This is a genomic window from Atopobium sp. oral taxon 416, assembly GCF_018128285.1.
GTDB lineage: Bacteria > Actinomycetota > Coriobacteriia > Coriobacteriales > Atopobiaceae > Olsenella_L.
In genome coordinates, this window is record NZ_CP072380.1 from 2,166,154 (window position 1) to 2,185,518 (window position 19,365).

The 19,365-nt window shown below is 55.4% G+C and carries 27 protein-coding genes and 3 pseudogenes; 18 read left to right on the forward strand and 12 right to left on the reverse strand.

The annotated features are described in order from the left end of the window. Positions 1 to 134: 134 nt before the first annotated feature. Positions 135 to 323, forward strand: coding sequence for a hypothetical protein (locus J4859_RS11350; RefSeq protein WP_212329909.1), 189 nt, complete (start codon positions 135 to 137; stop codon positions 321 to 323). A 20-nt stretch (positions 324 to 343) separates the two neighbouring features. Continuing rightward, positions 344 to 493 (forward strand): hypothetical protein, encoded by a 150-nt coding sequence (locus J4859_RS11355; protein ID WP_212329911.1) that lies wholly within the window; start codon positions 344 to 346, stop codon positions 491 to 493. 205 nt (positions 494 to 698) lie between these two features. Here J4859_RS11355 and J4859_RS11360 read toward each other — a convergent pair whose 3' ends face one another. Beyond that, entirely contained in the window at positions 699 to 902 is a 204-nt protein-coding gene (locus tag J4859_RS11360) for a hypothetical protein (RefSeq protein WP_212329913.1), read from the reverse strand. Between the two features lie 612 nt (positions 903 to 1,514). Here J4859_RS11360 and J4859_RS11365 point away from each other — a divergent pair. The 6 genes and pseudogenes from J4859_RS11365 to J4859_RS11390 all read left to right on the forward strand — a co-directional run bounded on the left by J4859_RS11365 (position 1,515) and on the right by J4859_RS11390 (position 5,069). Beyond that, complete coding sequence (locus J4859_RS11365) at positions 1,515 to 1,793, forward strand: hypothetical protein (protein ID WP_212329915.1); 279 nt, start codon at positions 1,515 to 1,517, stop codon at positions 1,791 to 1,793. Between the two features lie 189 nt (positions 1,794 to 1,982). Beyond that, positions 1,983 to 2,216, forward strand: a complete 234-nt coding sequence (locus J4859_RS11370) for a hypothetical protein (protein WP_212329916.1) — start codon at positions 1,983 to 1,985, stop codon at positions 2,214 to 2,216. Between the two features lie 12 nt (positions 2,217 to 2,228). Next, positions 2,229 to 2,789 (forward strand): annotated as a pseudogene (locus tag J4859_RS11375) (hypothetical protein); the annotation flags it as partial. Further along, positions 2,758 to 2,907, forward strand: coding sequence for a transposase (locus J4859_RS11380; RefSeq protein ID WP_249113623.1), 150 nt, complete (start codon positions 2,758 to 2,760; stop codon positions 2,905 to 2,907). The pseudogene J4859_RS11375 and the gene J4859_RS11380, both read left to right, overlap by 32 nt. A gap of 702 nt (positions 2,908 to 3,609) precedes the next feature. Continuing rightward, complete coding sequence (locus J4859_RS11385) at positions 3,610 to 4,551, forward strand: glycoside hydrolase family 25 protein (protein ID WP_212329919.1); 942 nt, start codon at positions 3,610 to 3,612, stop codon at positions 4,549 to 4,551. Continuing rightward, positions 4,548 to 5,069, forward strand: a complete 522-nt coding sequence (locus tag J4859_RS11390; RefSeq protein WP_212329920.1) for an NUDIX domain-containing protein — start codon at positions 4,548 to 4,550, stop codon at positions 5,067 to 5,069. Before J4859_RS11385 ends, J4859_RS11390 begins: the two co-directional genes overlap by 4 nt. A gap of 729 nt (positions 5,070 to 5,798) precedes the next feature. On the opposite strand, the gene J4859_RS11395 is transcribed toward J4859_RS11390, so the two are convergent. After that, positions 5,799 to 5,942 carry a hypothetical protein gene (locus tag J4859_RS11395; protein ID WP_212329921.1) on the reverse strand — a complete coding sequence of 48 codons (144 nt, stop codon included), beginning with the start codon at positions 5,940 to 5,942 and terminating at the stop codon, positions 5,799 to 5,801. 226 nt (positions 5,943 to 6,168) lie between these two features. Between J4859_RS11395 and J4859_RS11400 the strand changes: the two genes are divergently transcribed. Next, on the forward strand, positions 6,169 to 6,318 hold the full coding sequence (locus J4859_RS11400; protein ID WP_212329922.1) for a hypothetical protein: 150 nt from the start codon (positions 6,169 to 6,171) through the stop codon (positions 6,316 to 6,318). Here the strand turns inward: J4859_RS11400 and J4859_RS11405 are convergent. Beyond that, positions 6,309 to 6,515, reverse strand: a complete 207-nt coding sequence (locus J4859_RS11405; RefSeq protein ID WP_212329924.1) for a hypothetical protein — start codon at positions 6,513 to 6,515, stop codon at positions 6,309 to 6,311. The genes J4859_RS11400 and J4859_RS11405 overlap by 10 nt on opposite strands. Positions 6,516 to 7,326: 811 nt before the next feature. Here J4859_RS11405 and J4859_RS17850 point away from each other — a divergent pair. Next, positions 7,327 to 7,431, forward strand: a complete 105-nt coding sequence (locus J4859_RS17850) for a helix-turn-helix domain-containing protein (RefSeq protein WP_371812254.1) — start codon at positions 7,327 to 7,329, stop codon at positions 7,429 to 7,431. 75 nt (positions 7,432 to 7,506) lie between these two features. On the opposite strand, the gene trpA is transcribed toward J4859_RS17850, so the two are convergent. The 7 genes from trpA to J4859_RS11445 form a co-directional block, all read right to left on the reverse strand. Further along, positions 7,507 to 8,283 carry a tryptophan synthase subunit alpha gene (trpA, locus tag J4859_RS11415; RefSeq protein ID WP_212329926.1) on the reverse strand — a complete coding sequence of 259 codons (777 nt, stop codon included), beginning with the start codon at positions 8,281 to 8,283 and terminating at the stop codon, positions 7,507 to 7,509. Positions 8,284 to 8,294: 11 nt separating this feature from the next. Continuing rightward, entirely contained in the window at positions 8,295 to 9,485 is a 1,191-nt protein-coding gene (trpB, locus tag J4859_RS11420; protein WP_212329928.1) for a tryptophan synthase subunit beta, read from the reverse strand. Between the two features lie 73 nt (positions 9,486 to 9,558). Further along, positions 9,559 to 10,200 carry a phosphoribosylanthranilate isomerase gene (locus J4859_RS11425; protein ID WP_212329929.1) on the reverse strand — a complete coding sequence of 214 codons (642 nt, stop codon included), beginning with the start codon at positions 10,198 to 10,200 and terminating at the stop codon, positions 9,559 to 9,561. Continuing rightward, positions 10,197 to 11,012, reverse strand: coding sequence for an indole-3-glycerol phosphate synthase TrpC (gene trpC, locus J4859_RS11430; protein WP_212329930.1), 816 nt, complete (start codon positions 11,010 to 11,012; stop codon positions 10,197 to 10,199). The genes J4859_RS11425 and trpC overlap by 4 nt, the downstream gene beginning before the upstream one ends. Before the next feature lie 43 nt (positions 11,013 to 11,055). Further along, positions 11,056 to 12,087, reverse strand: a complete 1,032-nt coding sequence (trpD, locus tag J4859_RS11435) for an anthranilate phosphoribosyltransferase (protein ID WP_212329931.1) — start codon at positions 12,085 to 12,087, stop codon at positions 11,056 to 11,058. Positions 12,088 to 12,097: 10 nt separating this feature from the next. After that, on the reverse strand, positions 12,098 to 12,697 hold the full coding sequence (locus J4859_RS11440; protein WP_212329932.1) for an aminodeoxychorismate/anthranilate synthase component II: 600 nt from the start codon (positions 12,695 to 12,697) through the stop codon (positions 12,098 to 12,100). Next, positions 12,694 to 14,172: an anthranilate synthase component I family protein gene (locus tag J4859_RS11445; protein ID WP_212329933.1), complete on the reverse strand. Its 1,479-nt coding sequence runs from the start codon at positions 14,170 to 14,172 to the stop codon at positions 12,694 to 12,696. Before J4859_RS11445 ends, J4859_RS11440 begins: the two co-directional genes overlap by 4 nt. A gap of 651 nt (positions 14,173 to 14,823) precedes the next feature. Between J4859_RS11445 and J4859_RS16370 the strand changes: the two genes are divergently transcribed. From J4859_RS16370 to J4859_RS16380, 3 genes are all read left to right on the forward strand, one after another. Further along, positions 14,824 to 15,060, forward strand: a complete 237-nt coding sequence (locus J4859_RS16370) for an NADH-ubiquinone oxidoreductase-F iron-sulfur binding region domain-containing protein (protein ID WP_249113624.1) — start codon at positions 14,824 to 14,826, stop codon at positions 15,058 to 15,060. A 66-nt stretch (positions 15,061 to 15,126) separates the two neighbouring features. Next, positions 15,127 to 15,633 (forward strand): NAD(P)-binding protein, encoded by a 507-nt coding sequence (locus tag J4859_RS16375; RefSeq protein ID WP_249113625.1) that lies wholly within the window; start codon positions 15,127 to 15,129, stop codon positions 15,631 to 15,633. A gap of 142 nt (positions 15,634 to 15,775) precedes the next feature. Then, entirely contained in the window at positions 15,776 to 15,961 is a 186-nt protein-coding gene (locus J4859_RS16380) for a hypothetical protein (protein ID WP_249113626.1), read from the forward strand. Positions 15,962 to 16,085: 124 nt separating this feature from the next. Here the strand turns inward: J4859_RS16380 and J4859_RS16385 are convergent, their stop codons facing one another. Further along, positions 16,086 to 16,463, reverse strand: coding sequence for a hypothetical protein (locus J4859_RS16385; protein ID WP_249113627.1), 378 nt, complete (start codon positions 16,461 to 16,463; stop codon positions 16,086 to 16,088). On the opposite strand from J4859_RS16385, the gene J4859_RS16390 reads away from it, so the two are divergent. The 5 genes and pseudogenes from J4859_RS16390 to J4859_RS11480 all read left to right on the forward strand — a co-directional run bounded on the left by J4859_RS16390 (position 16,457) and on the right by J4859_RS11480 (position 18,345). Continuing rightward, positions 16,457 to 16,948: a 2Fe-2S iron-sulfur cluster-binding protein gene (locus J4859_RS16390; RefSeq protein WP_249113628.1), complete on the forward strand. Its 492-nt coding sequence runs from the start codon at positions 16,457 to 16,459 to the stop codon at positions 16,946 to 16,948. The two genes, J4859_RS16385 and J4859_RS16390, sit on opposite strands and share 7 nt — an antisense overlap. Then, the gene (locus J4859_RS11455; protein WP_212329934.1) at positions 16,936 to 17,073 is read left to right on the forward strand and encodes a hypothetical protein; all 138 of its coding nucleotides are present in this window, start codon (positions 16,936 to 16,938) and stop codon (positions 17,071 to 17,073) included. Before J4859_RS16390 ends, J4859_RS11455 begins: the two co-directional genes overlap by 13 nt. 137 nt (positions 17,074 to 17,210) lie before the next feature. Further along, a pseudogene (locus tag J4859_RS17080) lies at positions 17,211 to 17,453 on the forward strand ([Fe-Fe] hydrogenase large subunit C-terminal domain-containing protein). Then, positions 17,434 to 17,919: pseudogene (locus J4859_RS16395) on the forward strand ([Fe-Fe] hydrogenase large subunit C-terminal domain-containing protein); the annotation flags it as partial. The pseudogenes J4859_RS17080 and J4859_RS16395, both read left to right, overlap by 20 nt. 132 nt (positions 17,920 to 18,051) lie before the next feature. Next, entirely contained in the window at positions 18,052 to 18,345 is a 294-nt protein-coding gene (locus J4859_RS11480) for an iron hydrogenase small subunit (protein WP_212329937.1), read from the forward strand. Here J4859_RS11480 and mnmA read toward each other — a convergent pair. After that, on the reverse strand, positions 18,273 to 19,352 hold the full coding sequence (mnmA, locus tag J4859_RS11485; RefSeq protein ID WP_249113629.1) for a tRNA 2-thiouridine(34) synthase MnmA: 1,080 nt from the start codon (positions 19,350 to 19,352) through the stop codon (positions 18,273 to 18,275). The two genes, J4859_RS11480 and mnmA, sit on opposite strands and share 73 nt — an antisense overlap. Between the last annotated feature and the right edge of the window lie 13 nt (positions 19,353 to 19,365).

Below are 19,365 nucleotides of genomic sequence, written 5' to 3' on the forward strand. Positions count from 1 at the left end.
GAGAGGAGGGGCAAGATCAAGGTCTCCTGCGGCATCTCAGAAAGGCCCAAGCAGGCACATGACACGCTCGTCGGCAAGCCGGGAGGGCCCTGCCTGGTGACAATCGCGGATCGCTGAGTCGCAGCTACTCGTAGGTGGCAAGGCTCACGCGCACACGAGGTCGAGGCCACGGCTCTGTTACTCTGTTAGGCCGTGACCGCAAGACCCCCACCCCTGAGCGCGGCAAGCAGATCGCCCCCTGCGCGGAGGTGAGCGACAGGCTCGGCGATGTCCAGTTCTACTTCTGCCATCCCCACTTACCTATGACAGAAGCTAACGGTTAAAAACACCGATGTCCTCATCTGTGAGTTCTTCCCCTAAGGGCACGGACTTCTCCAAGCTCACCGATGATGAGGTACAGCGCGTATTCGGCATGATCAACGACAGGCTAAGGAAGGTCTTTGGATACAGGATGGCCAGCGAGGTCTTTAGGGAGATGTTGCACTCAGCTTGACAATCCGCTCATCGATAGATGAGACATCTACGCTCTCTAGGCTGCCGACGGTATTGTTCTGGTCAGAACTGAACATGTCATACAGCACAATATCGTCTGTTCGGGCACTTGCATCGGCAGTGTATTGGAGGTGATCGGTATATTCATCACTCAGGAGAACTGTGCCACTGGACTGATATGAAGGGTCATTGGCCGTTGCAACTCATTAAACAAACCCTGCCTGCAGGGCTGTCACATTTCCAAAGTCAATAACTGTCTGATCGGTAGCGGCTTCATACTTCTTCGGCCAGCCATCCTGCGCCGTGCTCTCATAGTACTTCCGATCATCAAAGCCCTTTTCGGATCTCTCGGTAAGACCACCATTGACATCGACCCTGTTCCTCCACCAGTCCCAGAGAGGCTGGGGCATGTCGACAAGTGCGCCTCGTGTGTACATAGCTGCCTTCTGTGAGCTGTCCTGAGAACATCTCCTTGCTGTCCTGCTTCGAATGCTTCGCCTGCTTTGTCCACAGCAAGCAGGCGAAGCAAGCACTGCAGCCATTTCGTCGACACCCCATAGAGGGAAAGCAAGAACTTGCCTGAGCCTTCGCTGCATCGCATTGACAAGGCCGCTTCTCACCGTCCCTGGACTCTTTTACCACGCTTGGTGTGTACTCAACAACGCCGAGTAAGGAAAGGATGCGCGCTATATCTTGCATGGTTGTCTGTTGCGACCCGAGAGCTGTCGGCGATGCCTGAAAGGGCAACCTTTAACTTTGAATTGATGGACCTTCCGCGAAGTGTTGCATATTCGCTCCCCCGGCTCGCTTAGCACTCTGTGCAGACCTTCAGACTTGATATATCTCTTGAGTGCACGGCATAACCGTGGCCTGTGTGTTATTGCGCATCTGTACAGCCGACCTTGCCCTGCTGCCCACAAGCGACTCGTCGAGGGAGAGCCCCTCTGCCTGGCAGCAGACAGAAAGGGATGTGCCTGGGAGACTGCAGGGCAGACCCCACTGCCTCAAAGAGCCTCATGCACATGGAACCCACGAGGTCCTTAAGGCTCACATGGCAGGCAAAGAGAAGCTCCTTAAGCGACATGCCCACAAGCGTGTCTTTTGCATACTTTGCCCCTGTGGTAGCGAAAAGCTTCGATATCGCTATAGCCGATCCTATCTTCACCGAGAAGGTCCTGCCACAGGAGCGGCACTTCCATGATGGCCTTGTGCAGAGTGCCCCCTACAGAAGAGGTCTGCAGATCTGTACCTTAAGCATCTTTTGGGTTTACCTGCAAGCGCAGATCCCGCTGTCTTCTTAGCGATGCCCATCTTCTCGATCCGCTGCAGTATCATTGAGTCCGGCCCTCCCATTTCTCGATGTCTTTGTTGGTTCAATCCTAAAAGCTGTGGGCAGATGCCTGCGGTATAGCATCTGTACAGACAGGGAAGCGGCCATCCTCTCGAATCTTGCATCGCAACATGTAGACTCTGAACAAGGATGGAACGCGATGACAAGTGTAGCATCCACGGCAGCCCAGCTGTCCGTCATTTCCCATGCCAGCAGGATTGCCGCTTCCGGCTTCATCCAGATCCCCTCGCATCTGGATGGCTTCGTGCAGACGGGAAAGCCTAAGGAGAGCGCACGCACGGAGGAGTTCGGCACATCGGGCAGGAGATGCAGGAAGCCAGTGCGCATCCTGTCCGTTCCAGGCAGGCCGGCAGTGTCGGATGCACCATGCTGACCCTGCTGCGGAAAGGCGATGGAGAAAAACGGGAAGGCCCCCATTGCGCTTCGGCACCTCCCTCTGGGGATGGAGAGGGTAAGGATAGAGGTCTTGCGGCCAAGATGGGCATGCAGGGAGTGCGGGAATACCCTTACCGAGGGCGTCTTCTTCAGGGCTCCCGGCCACCGAATCACACTGCCGCCGCTCGCCTTCGCGCAGGACCTCCTTGCCCTGGGGCAGACCCTCAAGGCGGTATCGCTCACGGCAGGGCTCCACAAGAATGTGGTCAAGGCCATCGACCGGGCAAGGCTTTCTGGACTCTACACGGAGGGGGAAGGCAGCGAAAGGACGCTCCGGAAACCGGAGCGGCAGGCAAGGTATCTGGGCGCAGATAAGTTCAAGCTGCACAATGGCCGCCGCTGCGCCACCGTGATCATCGACCTTAAGACGGGCCATGTCCTGTGGCTTGTCCATTCCAAGAGGAGGCAGGTCGTGCATGAATTCTGCGACTTCGTGCTCGCCGAGTGGATGTTTGCATGTGGAGGCAATCGCCTGCGACATGAACGCAGACTTCGAGTGTGCATTCCTTAAGAGGTTCCCGCACCTGGACATAGTCTACGAGTACTTCCATCTCGTGAAGAACTTCAACGAGAAGGTGATCTGTAAGGTCAGGAAGGACGAGCAGGCAAGGCTTAAGGGACGAGGGTAGCGTCGAGGCTGCCGGGGCCCTCAAGCACCAAGTACATCCTCATGTCCAGTGCGGACACAAGGGAGAGGAAAGACCGTAATACCTTCGAGGGCAGGCTAGGGATACCCTAACGACGAATACTTCTTCCTCAAGATATTCGATTGCCAGCAGGCGCTACTCGAAGGCTTCCAGGGCTGCTTCGTGATGGGGCCACACACAGGTTTCAGGACTGAGCCTAGAATATTTTAATTTGGTGTGAAAACAGGATATCTGAGCTGCCCTTTTGTTGATAACAAATTAAATCGCTACAATAAGAGCGTACACGATATGTTGTGTAATGAGGAGGATATGGCCCGTCCGACACCACATAAACGTCAGACTCCACACCCACGGGTGCAGACGCAGACTCGCAGCACTCAGCGCCCGCGGGTACACACCATAACTCACTCCTCAACCAGACACACAACCAGCAGACAAAGAAGCTCCGAACAGGAGGTTCCGCGTACATGGAAACAGAGTGTCTCAGCATGTCGACTCGCTCCCTCTGTGGCCAGGCGTCACGCAGCCAGTAAGCGCAGGCCGGTTAACGCTACCTACACGGTGCGCAGACCTAGATCCGATCAACGCGTTTCCCGCCAACGGCCGAGACCTGTGCCGCGATCATCTACTGCTACGCGACGATCATATACGAGAACCTATCGGAGCCAGATACGACGACATCCGGTGCAGAGACCGGTTCGCCCCAACAATACCCTCTTTATCGTTGTCGCAATCTTCATTGTCGGTATCGCACTGATCATCAACATCGGTGCTCACTCAGCGCAGCCCGAAGCGCAAGAACAGGTCCAGAGCGATGACCAAGATGAAATGACAGATATGTCGGGCGTCAAGCAAGGTGCCGGCGACAACTCCTTTCCAATCACCGACGATGTGAGCTTCGCAGTCGACAGCCGCGACGTATATTCCAATCCCTATGACTGGAGAAACCTCGAGTGGAACAAATACAATAATCTCGCCTATGAGAAAGACGGCAAGACTCTCTCCCGGGAGGGCATCGATGTCTCGCAGCACAACGGGGAGATTGACTGGAATGCTGTCAAAAAGGAAGGAATCGACTTCGCGATGGTCCGTGTAGGTGCACGCGCCAAAGATGCAGATGTGATCATTGAAGACTCTGTCTTAGAGCAGAATTTGGAAGGCGCAAAACGAAATAATATCGCCGTCGGGGCCTATTTCTATTCACAGGCAACCAACGCCGATGAAGCACGAAACGAGGCCGAGTTTGTGCTCAGCAAGTTATCGGGTGAGGAACTTGATTACCCAATAGTCTTCGACTTTGAGCCGGAAAAAGGAGACAGAGCCTATACCCTTTCAACCGAGCAACGCACCGATATCGCAAAGGCGTTCTGCTCGACCATCAAGGGCGCCGGGTACAACTCAGCAATCTACAGCAGTTCCTCTGACTTAACCTGTCTCTACAATCTTGATGAGCTGGCACCCTATGGTTTCTGGTTGGCAGAGTATAATTACAAGCCTACCGCCGACATCGCCTTCGCCGTGTGGCAGTACACCAATCAAGGCACACTTAAGGGCATCGACGGAGCAGTCGACCTCAACATTGATTTAACTCCTGCTTTACAAGCAGGTAAAGGAGATAATTCATGAGCGAAATGATGGACCTGTACCTAAAGGACGGAATTAAAGCCGGCAAGGTGATTGAACGCCACGACGTTCGTCCACCCGGCTGCTATATCCTCTATGTGTTAGCCATCCTCGAGAACCAGGATGGTTGTTTTCTGATCACCAAACGTGCAGAGGACAAGCAGTGGGCCGCAGGTCAGTGGGAAATCCCTGGTGGTGGTGTCAGAGCCGGAGAAGGCTCAGAGCAGGCACTGCGCCGCGAAGTCTTTGAAGAGACCTCGCTCACGCTCGATTGCAACCAGTCACTCACCCCGGTCTATCACTACCTCAATACTGATGAGGAACACCACGACAACTACCAGGTGGACATCTACCACCTGCGTCTGAGTCTCAATCTCTCCGATATCAAAATCGCCCACCGTGAGGTAACCGATGTACGGCTTGCCACGAAAGAAGAGATCTGCCGGCTCAATGCACAGGGGCAATTCCTTCACTATCAGCGCATCCAGGAAGCCTTGCAACACGAGCAGGAAAGCAAATAAGTCTCAGCGTCTTCCACAATGATATGAAAAGGAGACTGCCTGTCATTCCGGTGTACGGAGATGGTAGGCAGTACTCATCAAGGTGTTAGATAAGCAATCAGTCCATATCAGTAGCATATTCACCATTCAATATTCACCATTCATGTAGTCAGCAATTTCTGCCGAATCATTGCACTTAGTAACGAATGCCTGAAAAAATCCCTTCTTACAGTGCGCTGATATCTGTCCTGCTTAAGGGCCAGCTAGGCTATAACTGGATACGAGGCTTGACTACCATACGAGAGCACGATGGCAAGCAGCGATGTTCTCGCGATGTGGTAGTCCTTGGCGGTGTTGCTAACTAGCGCAGTAAGGACCTACCACCCATCTCTGGAAGATGGAGGGCACTCGCAGTGTCCATCACGCCCAGAGGCGGTACTGGTAAGTCTTTACTCACGCCTGCTTGAAGGCTCACGGTGGGATGGCAAAGGAAACACTACGAAAGGCTGCACTGGCAGGGTGGAGAGGCCGAGGCGGCGCTCTTCGATGCCTTGGGGCACAGCTCTTGCCCGAGGTGCAGCTTGGGGAGAATAGCGATGTTCGGCCGTGAGCTTCAAAGGGTGCGCTGCTGGCGCTGCAATGCGTGCGGGTGCACCTTCATACCGACCAGCAAGACGATCTTCAAGGTGAGCCATAATCTTTAACTCTGTTAGACCACTGTGGATATGAGGTCATGTCGCCTGCTCCCAGTTACTTAGGAAACGCAATCGGCATGCCCACGTAGCCTCTTCTGGTGGTCTGGTAGACGCCGTCGTGCCTGGTGGACTCAGGACATCCGCAGTGTGGGCATGTGGCGGACTTGCTGGCCTGCGATGCCAGCTTCTCGGCTATCATCTGCTTGAGGCCGGCGGTAAGTGCGACCCTCTCCTCGCAGGTCAGCTACTTTGCTAGTTGTCGTATCATGTCGAGCATGTGGGACCTTCTTCAGGTCGGTTTCTTGGTCGAACCCGATTGTAGGGTGATCCCGTGACATCTTTTCGCTTCCCTATATCTACAGTGGTCTAACAGGGTCAAAGAGAACCCGCACAGTGTGCACAAGCACGCAAAGCAAGGCTTGTGAATGCCGAAGGGAAAGCCGCGCCCCGCCGAGTTCAAGGCGAGGGTCACAATCGAGGTCATGCACGCAAAGAAGACCGTCAACGAGCTTACCTTTGAGCACGACCTAAAACCCCAACCTGGTCAAGAACTAGGTCTCAAAGGCTACCTTTGAGATAGCGTGTGTTCACGGCGTCCGAGGACGAGCGGGAGTGCGACGAGCACCGGGAGGAGGTCGGCGAGCACGACCATCTTCAACACTGCCTGCTTAAGCGCTACAGCATCGACATAAAAGACATTCCTGGTCGATCCAAGAAACGCTGATATCAACGTGGTCAGGTAGCTCCAGCAGCTGTAGATCCCCAGGTTCACCTACTACTACAAGGCCAAGGGCCGCGCAGGCGCTCTTTTGAGGGATCTAATCGCAAGCGCGCCATGCGCATCGTAGATAACGTCCACCTAAAGCAGCCCTTATGCAGGTGTGGGAAGGATAAGCCGCACGCTCGAGGCATCGAGGTGCTGGGCGCGAAGGCTCATAGAGAAGATGGGTGTGTGCTCGATCTGTCCCAAGCCGGCCAGAAGCTCGGTAAAGCACCCCTGCCTGCTGAAGAACAAGGCGATACGCTTCCCCAACCAGGTAGCGTCGAGATCGCCTACATTTCGATAGGGGGCTTGTACCTGTATCTGATCTGTGTGATCGGCTGGTTCTTCCGCTGTGTCATGGGCCGGAAGGACTTCATCCGGCATGGGCGCCGCAGGTGTGTGCGAGTGCATGCACCAGGCACTGGAGGAGCACGGGAAAGCCTTCCTGCGCCAACTTCGACCAGGGATCGCTCTTCTCCGCCGCAACGTATAAGGGCCTGCTGGCTTGCTGAAACATCTGCCAGAGTATGGACGGCAAGGCCAAGTGGGTCGACAACACTATCGTAAAAGAGATGATCTAGAAGCCTCAAGAGTGAGTGTGTAAGGATCAACGAGTACAAAGCGTCCACCGAGCTCAAGAAGGCTCATCGCGGGCTTACGCTAAGCAGTACAACAACGAGCGGCTCCACCAGCTACTTAGCTACGAGACGCCCCTCAAACTGGTATCATTTAGGGCTGATGACAGCTTAAGACCGCGGATTGAAGGAGGCAGGCACTCTTTCGGGGTTGATTTCAGTGTCGAATCAGCTGGGCCACTTTAATCAGATACAGCAATGGCAATCAGACTGAGGCCGCCAAAAAGCTCGGTATCAGCCGAACGACCTTGTGGCGCATATTGAAAAAGCATGAAGGAAAAACTTCTTAGCCTCCCCTCATGCTTTCAAACGTGTTTACTTATAATTGCAGGACTCAGTGCAATGCTTCGAGCCTTTGCTCGCTTCTATACTGCGTGTACCGCGTCCGCCATGGACTTCACGAACTCCCCGACCGGGCCTGCTGCATCCTCGCCGTACTTCGCAATGATCTTGACGATCGCGCTGCCGACGATGGCGCCGTCGGACAGTGATGTCATCTTCGCCGCCTGCTGCGGGCTGGAGATACCGAAGCCGACTGCACAGGGAATGTCCGTTGCAGACTTCACCAGTTTTGTCATCGCTGCGATATCGGTGGTGATCGCGCTTCTGGTACCGGTGACACCCAATGAGGACACCATGTAGACGAAGCCGTTGGCTTCCTTTGCGATCATCGTAATACGGTCCTGTGAAGTCGGAGCAATCATGGAGATCAGATCCATACCGCGCTCGGCAAAGGCTCCATCGAAGTCCGCTTTCTCCTCGTACGGTACATCCGGTAGGATCAGTCCGTCGATACCAGCCTCCTGGGCCTTCTGTGCAAACTTCTCGGTCCCATAGGAGAAGACCACGTTTGCATAGGTCATATATACCATCGGTACCGTGATCGTCTTACGTAATTCATGGGTGAGCGCAAAGACCTTGTCAGTCGTCGTACCCGCTGAAAGCGCGCGGTTGTCCGCCTCCATAATGACTGGGCCTTCTGCAGTCGGATCAGAGAATGGAATGCCCAACTCTACAAGATCCGCACCGTTGTCGACCGCAGCCTGCACAACCTTTTTAGTTGTCTGCAGGTCAGGGTCTCCGACTGTGATGAACGGTATAAACGCTTTATGATTCTCAAACGCCTTATGGATATTGCTCATTGGTCTCCCCCTCACTCATGAATGTCGATACCGCGATAGCGGGCAACGGAGGCGCAGTCCTTGTCTCCTCTGCCAGAGAGCGTGACCACGATGATCTTGTCTTCTGACATCGTTGGCGCGAGCTTCATCGCATAGGCGAGAGCGTGCGCACTCTCAATTGCCGGGATGATGCCCTCGGTACGGCTCAGGTATTCAAAAGCATTCACTGCCTCGTTATCGGTGATTGCGACATACTGTGCGCGGCCGATATCGTGGAGGTAGGCGTGCTCAGGGCCGACGCCTGGATAGTCGAGGCCTGCAGAGATGGAGTAGACTGGAGCGATCTGGCCGTACTCATCCTGGCAGAAGTAGGACTTCATACCGTGGAAGATGCCGAGCCGACCGGTATTAATCGTAGCCGCTGTCTCCTTGGTGTGGATGCCACGTCCCGCAGCCTCGCAGCCGATGAGCTGTACGTCCTTATCGTGAATGAAGTGATAGAAGGAACCGATTGCATTGGAGCCGCCACCAACGCAGGCGATCACCGCGTCCGGCAGCCGTCCTTCCTTCTCATAGAGCTGAGCTTTGATCTCTTTTGAGATGACCGACTGGAAGTCACGCACCATCGTCGGGAAGGGGTGCGGTCCCATAACGGATCCCAGGCAGTAATGGGTGTCCGAGATACGTGAGGTCCACTCACGCATCGCCTGTGAGACGGCGTCCTTGAGGGTGCCCGTACCGGTGGTAATCGGCACAACATTGGCACCCAAGAGCTTCATCTTGTAGACGTTGAGTGCCTGGCGCTCGCAGTCCACTTTGCCCATAAACACGACACACTCCATGCCCATGAGTGCAGCGACGGTAGCGGTCGCGACACCGTGCTGTCCGGCGCCGGTCTCCGCGATCAGACGGGTCTTCCCCATCTTCTTTGCCAGCAATGCCTGCCCTAAGCAATTGTTGATCTTGTGGGCGCCGGTGTGGTTCAGATCCTCACGTTTGAGGTAGATCTTGGCGCCACCCAGATCCTCGGTCATTTTCTTAGCGTAGTATAACCGGCTTGGACGGTTTGCATAGTCATGATAGAGCGTCTGCAGCTCTGCATTGAACTCAGGATCGTCCTTGTATTTGTTGTAGGCTTCTTCGAGTTCGATGACGGCATTCATCAGCGTTTCAGGGATATACTGCCCACCGTGTATACCGAAACGCCCCTTTGTGTTTGTCATGATCTCCCTTTCATATTTAAGCTATTGCTCAAGCGTGTAAGCGCTTGTTGCTATCTATATGTACTTGCTCCGCTCACCCCCGTGCAAGCTCACGATCCGTATCGTGAACCGCCTGCACAAACGCACGCATCTTCTGCGGATCCTTGAAGCCGTCGGTCTCAAGCGAAGAGCTCGCATCCACTGCAAGGGGCTTCGTTAAGCGTATAGCCTCTCCGACATTCTCCGGCGTCAGTCCTCCTGCCAAGAAGAAATCGCGCTTGAGGTTCTGGATGAGGCTCCAATCGAAGGACTCCCCGGTCCCTCCACCTCCGTGGTCGACGAGGACCAGATCGGCGTGGCTCTTCTCGACCGGGTCAACATCCTCAGCCGAGGCGATCGAGAATGCACGAATGATCGTTAGCGGTTTAGAGTCTTTCACAATGAGGGTATGGATCGCATCGACACGTGCGTCACCCTTGTCTTTGTGAAGCTGCGCCGCACCCAAGCCACAGGAGCGGGCGATATCAACCACAGCCTGAGCATCCATATCGTTCACAAAGACGCCGACCGCTTTGATGCTAGGAGCGAGACGTTGAATCAGCTGCTTTGCCTGATCGGGTCTGACATAGCGACGGCTCTTCTGCACAAAGATAAAGCCCACATAGTCCGGCTTCAGTTCATTGACGACCTCGATGTCCTCAAGCCTTCTCATGCCGCACAGCTTGATCCTTGTCATGGCTCTCTCCTCCCTCTGTATTGCGATGCTGTCTGACCTTTGAGCCGCCTCAGCTCCGCTCCGGGATCCGCCGCACGCATCAGCTGCTCTCCCACGAGTAGCGCGTCTACACCGGCATCCTGCAACTCTTTCACGTCCTCAGGCGTGTGGATTCCACTCTCTGCGACGAAGATCACATTGTCAGGGGTCAACGCTCTCAGGCGCATGCTGTTGTGAATGTCCACGCTGAAGTCCCTGAGATCCCGATTGTTGCAGCCGATGATACGGGCTCCTGCAGCGATCGCCATCTTCAGCTGTTCCCCGTCGTGAGCCTCAACCAACGCGGAGAGCCCAAGCTTATTGCAGAGTTTGATACCAGAGGCGAGCTCCTCTTGATCCATCAGGGCAACGATCAGCAGGACTGCCGAAGCACCCAATAGCTTCGCCTGATAGATCATGTACGGATCCACTGTGAAGTCTTTGCGGAGTACTGGGATGGACACCGTACTGGCAATCTCGTTCAGATACTGGTCTGAGCCCTGGAACCACTTTGGTTCGGTTAACACGGAGATAGCCGCAGCCCCTGCCTTCTCATAGGCTTTCGCAATATCCAGATACGGAAACTCTGGTGCGATGAGGCCTTTGGAGGGGGAAGCTTTCTTGCACTCGCAGATGAAGCTCATACCCTCTGCCTTTAGGGCACGCTCGAAAGGAAAGTCGGTGTCACGGGGCAGCGCCAGCGCTTCGTCTTGTAGCTGATCGAGCGGCTTTTCCCGCTTGGCCTGCGCTACACGCTCACGGGCGTGTCCTGCCAGCTGATCCAAGATGTTCACCGATACTCTCCTCCTCGCGTGTCTGGTTATTGATTCACAGATTTCAGTACACCGAGCGGTTCGATTCCTCGATTACGTTCTCCATGGTCTTCAATGCCTTGCCGGAATCGATCAGATCAGCGGCCATCTTGACACCATCTGCCATGTTCTGGGTCTTTCTCGCTACAAAGAGCCCAGCTCCGGCATTGAGCAGGACAGAGTTCCGCTTGGGTCCCTGGATCTTCCCGGAGAGAATATCGCGGGTAATCTGTGCATTCTCTTGGGGGGTGTCACCCACGAGGTCTCCCTTCTTACCGGGCGTCATGCCGAAATCTTCCGGCTTGATCTTGGAGGTACGGTAGTAGCCGTCGCGCAGCTCGCAAACCGTGGTCGGACCACAGGAACTGATCTCGTCGAGCTTCTCCATACCATAGACGACCATCGCGCGCTTCACGCCGAGGGAGTCAAGTACCTTTACGAGCGGCTCTACCAGGTACTCGTCGTAGACGCCAAGCACGAACATCTCCGGCTTTGCAGGGTTAGTCAAGGGTCCCAGGATATTGAAGACTGTTCTGAAGCCGAGTTCCTTACGGATCGGCCCGACGTACTTCATTGCTGCATGGTACTTCTGGGCAAACAGGAAGCAGAAGTTCGTCTTCTTGAGCATATCGAGAGCCTTGTCCGGATCCATGTTGATATTGACGCCCAGCGCCTCCAGGCAGTCTGCAGTGCCGGACAGCGAGGATGCCGCACGGTTGCCGTGCTTTGCGACCTTCACGCCGCTTGAAGCGATTACAAAGGCAGAGGTGGTGGAGATATTGAAGGAGTGCGCGCCATCGCCACCGGTGCCCACGATCTCGAGGACTTCCATGCCGGGATGCGGTACCGGGGTCGCGAGGGATCGCATGGCCTCTGCACAGCCGGAGATCTCGTTGATCGTCTCAGCCTTGGTCGACTTGGTGGAGAGGGCCGCCAAGAATGCTGCATTCTGCGTCGGGGTGGTCTTACCTTCCATGATCTCGCTCATCACGGTGTACGCCTCGTCGTAGGTTAAGTCCTCTTTGTCGACGATCTTCATGATTGCTTCTTTAATCATTGTGTTCTCCTTAATCTTTAACAGTTGCCTGTTTCGCTTGCCTCGTTATGTCCAAGAAGTTCTTGAGTATCTCTTCGCCCCTCGGTGTCATGATCGATTCCGGATGGAACTGCACCCCGTAGATCGGAAGCTCCTTGTGTTCCACCGCCATGACCTCCCCATCGTCTGCCACCGCAGTGACCTTGAGGCAATCCGGAATGGTATCCGCCTCGACGGCAAGGGAATGGTAACGGGCAACCTCGATCTGCTTGGGCAATCCCTTAAAGAGTGGGCTTGTGGTGTCGAGCGTGGCGATCGAGCTCTTCCCGTGCATCAGGGTCTTCGCGTAACCGATTGTGGCACCGAAGGCCTCACAGATCGCCTGCTCACCGAGACATACACCCAGAAGCGGGATCTTGGTTCCGAGCTCTTTCACCACATCCTCACAGATACCTGCATCCCTAGGCCTGCCCGGACCGGGAGAGATGATGATACCTTCAGGGTACATAGCCGCGATCTCCTCGGTCGTCTTTGCGTCATTGCGCCTGACCTGGATATCAGGATTGAGGCTTCCCACCAACTGGTAGAGGTTGTAGGAAAAGCTGTCGTAGTTATCAATCAGTAGGATCATGCGTCCTCCTTCTTAGTCGTCTCAGAGGACTCTTCAAGTGCTTCCACGACCGCGGCGGCTTTGTTGATGCATTCCTGGTACTCGTGTTCCGGGTTGCTGTCTGCCACGATGCCGGCACCGCTACGGACAAAGACGGTCCCGTTCTTCTTGTAGGCGATACGGATCCCAATGCAGGTATCCATGTTGCCAGTGAAGTCGAGGTAGCCGATTGCGCCGCCATAGATGCCTTGTTTGTTATCTTCCAGGTCATTGATCAACTGGCAGGCACGGATCTTCGGGGCACCGGAGAGGGTTCCGGCGGGCAGCAGGGAGGCGATTACGTCGAGGGCGTCGAGTCCCTCTCTGAGCTCTCCGCGCACGGTGGAGCCGATGTGCATCACATGGGAGAACTTGAGGATCTGGTGGTACTTTTCTACCCTGACGCTGCCGAACTTTGCGACACGGCCGATATCGTTACGGCCGAGGTCGACGAGCATGTTGTGCTCCGCCAGTTCCTTCTCATCTTTCAGCAGTCCCCGCTCAAGCTCCGCATCCTCCTCAGGGGTCTTGCCTCTGGGACGGGTTCCCGCCAAGGGGAAGGTATGAAGCACACCGTCCTCCAACCTGACTAACGTCTCCGGTGAGGCGCCAGCGACTTCCACATCGGTGCCGGAGAGATAGAACATGTAGGGGGAGGGATTGAGCTTACGCAGGACCTGATAGGTATTGAGCAGGCTTCCCTCGTAGGTGGCAGACAGGCGGTTGGAGAGGACGATCTGGAAGATGTCCCCTTCCCAAATGTGGCGCTTCGCCTTCTCGACCATTGCGATATAGCTGTCGTGGTCAAAATAAGGTTTGATCTCAGAGGTCAGCTTCCCTGCCGGCTCCTCCTCGTATTCTCCGTTGAACACTAGGTCCTGCATCTCTGCCAGCTCACGCTCGGCTAACCGATAGGCGTGCTCCCCTTCTGAGAGTGGAGCATCGACGATCAGGACCACAGTGTGGCGGGCGTTGTCAAAGGCGATTACCTTATCGAACAGCATCAAGTCGACATCCTGGAAGCCTTCAGTATCCTGTGCATCCAGCCGAAGTGTCAGTTCCGCATACTGGATATAGTCGTAAGAGAAGTAACCCATGAGGCCACCAGCAAAGGGTGGCAGATAATCGAAATGCGGCGCCTTGTGGTTGGCCAACACCTGACGGATGTACTTCGCCGGATTGTCCGTCGTGAATTCCAAGGATCCCACGTGCATCTTTCCCGCACGGCAGTTGATCAACAGCGTCGGGTCATATCCCAAAAAGGTGTAGCGGCCCCACTTCTTCTGAGCCTCAGCGCTCTCAAGCAGATAGCAATGGTTGGAGACACGTTTCAGGCGTTTGAGCACCTGTAAGGGCTCAAGGTCGCCTGAGGGAATCTCACAGCTGACCGGTACCCGACGGTACTCACCCGTGTCTGCAAGGCTCCTTACCTCCTCTAGGCTTGGTCTGATCTCCATGGTGGCTTTTGCCTCTCTTCCTCGCTGATGTGCCACGTTCTGTTCCAACGGTTCTGCCCGAGGTAATAAAAAATCGCCCCAACAGCAGAACAGAAGTCCTACTGCAAGGGCGATGAATACTGCTATTCAGCGCGGTACCACCTTGCTTCACGAAAATGAGTTTCCTCACTTCGTGATCTCATCGGCATGCAACCACATCCCCGGGCGATTACGATGCCCTCCCCGTCACAGAATACTTGCGGCACCTGCTGCCACTTTGACTGTGCCCTCAGCGGTCCATTTGCATCAGGGTGTTACTGCCGGAATCACACCGCCGCCGGCTCTCTCGAAGTTCCTTCTGGTACGTTATCTCCGCTTCATCGGTTTATCCACTATTCAATTTATAAGCATCATAGGGATTCAAGTAGAACGTAATACAGCACAGTCGGCATTGTTTAACGACCTGTAACATTTATTTCAGGATTATTGCTCATGTGGAGAGGAACAATATGGTACGCCTCTCATGTTATGGAGCGCAGCGAAGTTCAGACCGTGATGGACAACCTCTACAGGGCACTGGAAACCGCTTGGCGGTGAGCTTACTGACCCCCTGCCCCGCGTAGAGTTCACCTCAGCCCAAACCACGATGTATGCGACCCAGAGCTGTGAAAATTGCACCCCCGCACAGAATCCGGGCTCAACGACCTCAAAGGGCTCTTCGATGATACCCTCGAAGGCCATGCAACCCTCGACACGATCGATCTGATAGAAAAGACCGCAGAGAATATCTACCTGTCCGCAGATTGCGCAATCGGCTATGAAACGGCAGCCACGGCATTAACGGCGATCCAGGCCTTCCGGGATGATTCTGAGAGCCACCTCCTGCACCACACCTGCAGATTCAAGTAGTCCCAGCGCGTCCCCTGCGCCTCCGGCCGCCCTGCCGGTGTCGATATCCCCGGCTACATCTCACTGGTGGAAGCCGGCTGCTACACCGACGCGGTGCACCTGACCCGCAAGGACAATCCGCTACCGTTGGTCTGCGAGCATCCCGGCGAGATATACTGCCACCATGGCATGGTCGACGACCCGATGAACATCAGAGACTTCAAGCGCTATGCGGCCGATCACCAGGAGAAGGACTACCGTCCCTGGATTGCAAAGGCTATCCACAAGAGGATTGCAATCATCGGTGGTGGCCTGACAGACCTCTTCGCAGCCTACCGCTTGGCGATCATGGATCACGACGCGACGATCTTCGAAACCCGTAAGCACTTAGGCAGCATACTCCGGTATGGCATCCCCAACTATCGGCTGCCTAACGATCTGCTTGAGAAAGAGATCCAGTGGATCCTGGACTGCGGCATCAAAGTCCACCGCAATACCCCTGTGAGAGATCTCGATAAGCTGCGCAGGGAGTACAACGTGGTCTACATTGCAATCGGCGCCCAGAGCAACAACGCCCTGAAGCTCGAAGGCTAAGACACTAACGGCGTCCTTTCTGCAATCAAGATGCTGCGTGACATCGGAGGCGACGAAGGGCCGGACTTCACCGACAAGTGTGTTGCAATTATCGGCAGCGGTAACGTCACAATAGATACCACACGCTCTTCCGTGCAGCTGAGTGCCGACAAAAGTCACGACCATCTACCACCGCCGTGTCGCGGACATGATCGCGCAGAACGAAGAGATCATCGGTACCGCCGCTGAAGGCTGTGAGCTCCTGGAGCTCCATACTCCGGTACACATCGCCACCAACGAGGATAATACCGTCAGAGGCGTCGTCGTGCAGATCCAGATTATTGACTGACCCAAGCGAGGACACCCGGCGCCCCGTTCGGCACAGGCGGACGAAGAGCTCGTCCCCTGCGACGTCGTCGTGGTTGCAATCGGCCAGACTATCCAGAGTGGGGGCTTTGCCAAACAGGGTATCCTCACCAAGCGTGGCCGTATTCGAGCCGATGAAGATGGCTCAATCGATGGGATTCCCCGGCGTCTTTGCCGGCGGCAACTGTTACAGCGGTCCTGCCACGGTGATTCGCGCGATCAATGCAAGCAACATCAACAACTGCCTCAGCTACAACCATATCGTGCTGAACGAGATTGAGCTCCCCCATGTCACGCTTAAGGGCAGAACCAAATACATGCGGTGTGAGATGATGGAGAGGGAAACGTCTAAGCGTATCCACGACTTCAACCTGATCGAGAAGAGACTCGCTGAGGAGGAAGTACGCCAGAAAGTCGCCCGCTGCCTGCGTTGTAATCACTTCGGCTACGGCGCATTCCGCGGAGGGAGAATCAACCAATGGCAAGAGCACTCAAAACACAGATGGCTCAAGCCACGAAGAAACCGATTAAACTCACAGTCGATAACAAACAGGCCACCACCCCTGACGGCGCCACCATCCCCAATGCCTGCAAAGCCGCCGGGGCCTACGTCCCCACCCTCTGCTATCTGAAAGATATCAATGAGATCGGTACCTGCCACATCTGCCTGGTAGAGATGGAAGGCTACAACCAGTTAGTTGCCGCTTGCGACAACATCACATTGAGGGGTATGGCCGTCCACACCAACACCGCTAAGATGCGTGAGATGCGCAAGACCAATCTGCAGTTTATGCTCACACACCACGACACCAGCTGCACGAGTTGCCTACGCTCCGGCAACTGCACCCTGCAGACCTTAGCCCAGCAGTTCGGGATCCACACCCAACCCTACAAGAAAGAACTGACCGGTAACGGATGGAACCAGGACTTCCCCCTGATCCGTGAGCCGGACAAGTGGTGCAGTGCCTGAGGCGCATCCAGATCTGCAACAAGGTCCCCAATAGCTCCATCTGGAACCTTAAGAACCGCACAAGCCACACCGCCGTCGGCACGACTGGAGGCGCCAACATCGAAGAGACCGACCGCACTCTTTGACGCCCTAGCTGATCCCACCAACACCGTCGTAGTCCAGGTTGCCCCCTCCGTCCATACCGCCTGGGGAGAGCCCTTAGGGGCTTACCCATGAGCAGACAGACATCCAACGCCTCTACACCGCGCTCAAACAACTCGGTATCGGCTATGTCTTCAATATCTTCTGGAGCGCCGATCTCACCATAATGGAAGAGGACTCTGAGCTCCTCGAGAAGCTCAGGCTCGAAGCTTCAGGCAAACCGCAGCTGTAAGCTGACCGGTTCCTGCTCTTCACGAGCTGCTACCCCGGTTGGATCCGCTACGCGAAGGCACACCACCCTGAGATCGTCGACAGGATCTCAACCGCAAAGTCCCCCCCGCCAGATGTTTGGGTCCGTCGCTAAGAGCTGGTTTGCAAAGACCCGGGGAACCGACCCACACAGCATCTATTCAGTGGAGATCATACCCTGTGTCGCAAAGAAGGCCGAAGTCGACCACAAGCCAATGAATGATGCCTGCGGGGATCAGGACATCGACCTCGCAATCATCACCCGTAAGTTAAGCCGCATGACCGCCGCTGCTCTTATCGTTGTGGATGATCTGGAAGAAACCCTGCTCAATCAACCCTTGGGCACCTTCAGCGGCACCGGTGTGATCTTCGGCACCACCGGCGGCGTGATGGAGGCGGCATTCAGAACTGTTCACCATATCGCAACCAGTGAGGACAGCAACGCGGACGTCTTCAAAGAGGTCCGCGGCATGGACGGCTAGAAAGAGTGCACCTTCACCGTAGACGATAAGAAACTGTCAGTCGCTGTCGTCAGCGACCTTAAGAACGCTGAGCGCCTCATCACTGCCCTTAACAAGAGCGAGATCCACTACCACTTCGTGGGGGTCATGGCATACCCGGGAGGCGGCGCCGGTGGCGGCGGACAGCCGATCCACGACGGAAAAGAGCTCGCAGACGAGCGCGGAGATGTGCTGTGAGGGCCGGACCATTCCATGAAGTTAAGAGAGTCCTATGAGAATCCCATCATCCAGGAGATCTATAAGAGCTATCTGGGAGCACCGTTAAGTGAGTGCGCGAGAAACTCCTGCACACCGGCTAGCACGCCTGGGAGATGCCCAATGAGCAATAACTCAGTTTGCCTTCCCTTATGGGCAGGGCAGCCCCGGGTGCATACACGCGGGGCTGCCTTTTTTCCATCGCTCTATAGGTCCTCTCAGTTCTGCGGTGGATCCGCTACGGGGTCCTTCATAATGAAGCCGCCACCGAGGCAGGTAAGCCCCTCGTAGAGTACCGCAGATTGTCCCGCGGCAACAGTACGGACCGGTTCCCTGAACGTGATCTGCACCCGTGAGGGTGACTCTCCCAGCGCCAGCTCAACCTCACGCAGTGCGCCGGTGTGGCGCGCCCGCACGACGTAGTTGCCCGGCTTTGGTTCTGCCCCACTGATCCAGTGACAATCTTCTAGTTGCATCTGCTGGGTCCATAAGCCCGGGCACTGTTTGTCGGAAGTGACGTAGACGACGTTGTTCTCGACGTCGGTCTTCACCACATAGTGGGCAGGTCCTCCGCCGACGTTCAGTCCTTTGCGCTGGCCCACCGTAAAGAGGAAGGCTCCGTCGTGCTTTCCGAGTACCTTACCGGTCTCCCATTCGACAATGTCCCCGGACTTCTTCGGTAAGTTGTCCAGCAGGAAAGTGCGGATGCCGACCGGCCCGATAAAGCAGATACCATCGGAGTCCGGCTTGTTCTCGATACCGAGACCACGCTTCGCGCACTCTTCCCGCACCGTCTTCTTATCCGAATAATCCCCGATCGGAAACAGTACACGGTTGAAGATGTGTCCGTCAACGCGCCACAGGAAATAGGTCTGATCCTTGTGCTCATCCGCCGAGCGAAGCAGCTGGGCTGGTCGCTTCGGGTCCTTCGCATGGATCGTGCGGGCATAGTGACCAGTGGCGATCAGATCTGCCCCCGTCTTGAAGGCACGGTCTGCAAAGGTACCGAACTTCACGGTCTGGTTGCACATCACATCCGGGTTCGGCGTATGGCCCTTCGCGTAGGCATCGACGAGATAGTCCGCCACAGTCTCCTTATATTCTTTTTCACAATCCCAGGTTAAGAGGTCGATACCGAGCTTAACCGCGACACGCTCCGCATCCGCCAAATCCTGTGCCCAAGGACATTTGAAACCGGGGAGATCGCGTGACCAATTCCGCATATAGACGCCCACGACGTCATACCCCTGCTCCTGTAACAGTGCTGCAGAGAGCGCTGAATCAACGCCCCCACTCATTCCTAAATAGACT

Excerpts from the sequence above, each read along its gene's own strand:
- J4859_RS11360 (WP_212329913.1), bottom strand. The coding sequence starts at position 902 with ATGCCCCAGCCTCTCTGGGACTGGTGGAGGAACAGGGTCGATGTCAAT.
- J4859_RS11365 (WP_212329915.1), top strand. The coding sequence starts at position 1,515 with ATGGAACCCACGAGGTCCTTAAGGCTCACATGGCAGGCAAAGAGAAGC.
- J4859_RS11370 (WP_212329916.1), top strand. The coding sequence starts at position 1,983 with ATGACAAGTGTAGCATCCACGGCAGCCCAGCTGTCCGTCATTTCCCAT.
- J4859_RS11380 (WP_249113623.1), top strand. The coding sequence starts at position 2,758 with ATGAACGCAGACTTCGAGTGTGCATTCCTTAAGAGGTTCCCGCACCTG.
- J4859_RS11390 (WP_212329920.1), top strand. The coding sequence starts at position 4,548 with ATGAGCGAAATGATGGACCTGTACCTAAAGGACGGAATTAAAGCCGGC.
- J4859_RS11395 (WP_212329921.1), bottom strand. The coding sequence starts at position 5,942 with ATGATAGCCGAGAAGCTGGCATCGCAGGCCAGCAAGTCCGCCACATGC.
- J4859_RS11400 (WP_212329922.1), top strand. The coding sequence starts at position 6,169 with ATGCCGAAGGGAAAGCCGCGCCCCGCCGAGTTCAAGGCGAGGGTCACA.
- trpA (WP_212329926.1), bottom strand. The coding sequence starts at position 8,283 with ATGAGCAATATCCATAAGGCGTTTGAGAATCATAAAGCGTTTATACCG.
- trpB (WP_212329928.1), bottom strand. The coding sequence starts at position 9,485 with ATGACAAACACAAAGGGGCGTTTCGGTATACACGGTGGGCAGTATATC.
- J4859_RS11425 (WP_212329929.1), bottom strand. The coding sequence starts at position 10,200 with ATGACAAGGATCAAGCTGTGCGGCATGAGAAGGCTTGAGGACATCGAG.
- trpD (WP_212329931.1), bottom strand. The coding sequence starts at position 12,087 with ATGATTAAAGAAGCAATCATGAAGATCGTCGACAAAGAGGACTTAACC.
- J4859_RS11440 (WP_212329932.1), bottom strand. The coding sequence starts at position 12,697 with ATGATCCTACTGATTGATAACTACGACAGCTTTTCCTACAACCTCTAC.
- J4859_RS11445 (WP_212329933.1), bottom strand. The coding sequence starts at position 14,172 with ATGGAGATCAGACCAAGCCTAGAGGAGGTAAGGAGCCTTGCAGACACG.
- J4859_RS16390 (WP_249113628.1), top strand. The coding sequence starts at position 16,457 with ATGGCAAGAGCACTCAAAACACAGATGGCTCAAGCCACGAAGAAACCG.
- J4859_RS11480 (WP_212329937.1), top strand. The coding sequence starts at position 18,052 with ATGAAGTTAAGAGAGTCCTATGAGAATCCCATCATCCAGGAGATCTAT.
- mnmA (WP_249113629.1), bottom strand. The coding sequence starts at position 19,352 with ATGAGTGGGGGCGTTGATTCAGCGCTCTCTGCAGCACTGTTACAGGAG.